Source organism: Pseudomonas sp. ENNP23 (genome assembly GCF_001728945.1).
GTDB lineage: Bacteria > Pseudomonadota > Gammaproteobacteria > Pseudomonadales > Pseudomonadaceae > Metapseudomonas > Metapseudomonas otitidis.
On sequence record NZ_LYSP01000092.1, the window covers coordinates 1 to 2530 of the forward strand.

Consider the following 2530-nt stretch of genomic DNA (forward strand, 5'->3'; position numbering starts at 1 on the left):
GGCGACCGCGACCTGATCCGTGACCGCCAGGAGCGGCTGCTGGAAGAGCAGCGCAAGCGCCTGCAGGAACTGCAGCAACTGCCCGGCCGCGCCGAGCCGGTGGCCCCCAGCCAGCCCCAGGCACAGGGCCCGTGCTTCGACATCCAGCGCATCCGCCTGCAGGGCGTGCACCTGATCAGCGAGGTGCGCCAGCGCGAACTGCTCAAGCCCTTCGAACACCAATGCCTGGACAGCGGGCGCCTCAACGACCTGCTCAAGGCCATCACCCAGCACTACATCGACCGCGGCTACGTCACCTCCCGCGCCTACCTGCCGCAGCAGGACCTGGCCGACGGCGAACTGGACGTCATCGTCGTCGAAGGTCGCCTGGAGGGCGTGGAAGGCTCGGCGATCGCCAGCGACCGCGAACTGGCCCTGGCCTCCCCGGCGCAGACCGGCGAACCGCTGAACCTGCGGGAACTGGAGCAACTGGTGGAGCAGATCAACCGCCTGCCCTCGCGCCCCGCCGAACTGGAACTGGTGCCCGGCAGCGAAGTGGGCGGCAGCCGCGTCCAGCTCAAGGGCGAGCCCGGCAAGCCCTGGCGGGTCGGCTTCAACCGCCACAACGACGGCCAGCGCAGCACCGGCGAACAGCAGTGGGGCGCCAGCCTGGAATGGGACAGCCCCCTGGGCCTGGCCGACCAGCTCAGCCTGCGCGCCGGCGGCGACGCCGTCAGCGACCGCTGGCGCCACTCCGCCAACCAGAGCTTCGCCTACAGCCTGCCGTATGGCTGGTGGAGCTTCAGCTACGCCTACAGCCAGAGCTACTACCGCACGCGCACCCAAGGGCAGGGCTTCGCCTTCGTCTACGACGGCGAAAGCAAGACCCACCAACTGCGCGCCGACCGCGTCCTGCACCGCGACAGCGTCAGCAAGACCGGCCTCAGCCTCGGCCTCGCCCACCTGGAAACCCGCAACTACATCGAAAACACCCTGCTGGGCAGCTCCAGCCCGCGCATCACCGAAACCCAACTGGGCTTCAACCACGGCCGCCGGCTCGGCAGCGCCTTCGTCAACCTCGACCTCGGCTGGCAACAGGGCATCGGCGCCCTGGACGCCAAGAACAGCCGCATCGACGGCAAGAGCGGCACCAACGCCCGCTACGACAAATACAGCCTCACCGCCAGCTACCTGCAGCCCTTCCAACTGCTCGGGGAAAGCCTCAGTTTCGACAGCCTCATCAACTACCAGCGCAGCGAAGACGAACTCAACAGCCCCCAGCGCATCAGCATCGGCGGCCTCAGCTCGGTGCGCGGCTTCAAGGAGCAATCCCTGTCCGGCAACAGCGGCGGCTACTGGCGCAACCAACTGCGCTGGACCCGCCCCGTGGGCTGGGCACCGCTGCAGCCCTTCGTGCGCCAGTACGGCCTCGCCTTCGCCTACGACCTGGGCCAGATCCAGGGCGACCGCAACAACGCCCGCGCCCATGGCCGCCTGAGCGGCAACGCCCTCGAATTCAGCGCCCGCGGCCCGAACCTGGCCGTCTCGCTCACCTTCGCGCGGTCCCTGGAGCGGCCTGACGTCATCGAACGCCAGGAGCACCCGATCTACGCCCGCATCGACCTGTTCTACTGATTCCGCGTCACCCGGAGCCCCACCTCATGGACGTTCGCAGCCCCTTCTTCCAGAACATCGCCACCGTGCTCATCGGCGTCATGTTCCTCAACCCCATCGTCAGCACCGCCGCCGACCTCGCCGTGGACGCCGCCGCCGGCGGCAACACCAGCCTCGGCGCCGCCGCCAACGGCGTACCCGTGGTCAACATCGCCACGCCCAACGGCAACGGCCTGTCGCACAACAAATTCAGCGACTACAACGTCGGCGAACAGGGGCTCATCCTCAACAACGCCACCAACAAACTGCAGAGCACCCAGCTGGGCGGCTACATCCTCGGCAACCCCAACCTCAACGGGCGCGCCGCCGGCGTCATCCTCAACGAAGTCACCGGCACCAACCCCAGCCAGCTCAAGGGCTACACCGAAGTGGCCGGGCAGGGCGCCCACGTCATCGTCGCCAACCCCCACGGCATCACCTGCGACGGCTGCGGCTTCATCAACACCCCCCGCGCCACCCTCAGCACCGGCGCCCCCGTGGTCGAGAACGGCGCCCTCAAGCGCTACGACGTCGACGGCGGACAGATCCGCATCGAAGGGCAGGGGCTCAACGCCAGCAACGTCGACCAGTTCGAACTGATCACCCGCAGCGCCCAGATCAACGCCGAACTGCACGCCCGGCAACTGGCAATGGTCACCGGCCGCAACGACGTCGACGCCACCACCCTCGCTGCCACCGCCAAGGCCGACGACGGCACCGACAAACCCCAACTGGCCATCGACAGCAGCGCCCTGGGCGGCATGTATGCCGGCGCCATCCGCCTCGTCGGCACCGAACAGGGCGTCGGCGTCAAACTGGCCGGCGACATGGCCGCCAGTGGCGGCGACATCCAGATCGACGCCAACGGCAAGCTCACCCTCTCCCAGACCTCCGCCAG

At 68.5% G+C, this 2530-nt stretch carries 2 protein-coding genes; both read left to right on the forward strand.

The annotated features are described in order from the left end of the window. The coding region (locus tag A9G05_RS26110) for a ShlB/FhaC/HecB family hemolysin secretion/activation protein (RefSeq protein ID WP_069563698.1) at positions 1-1614 on the forward strand (1614 nt) is incomplete at its 5' end. A gap of 26 nt (positions 1615-1640) precedes the next feature. Next, positions 1641-2530: filamentous hemagglutinin N-terminal domain-containing protein (locus tag A9G05_RS26115; RefSeq protein ID WP_139131269.1), on the forward strand; the 890-nt coding region annotated here is incomplete at its 3' end.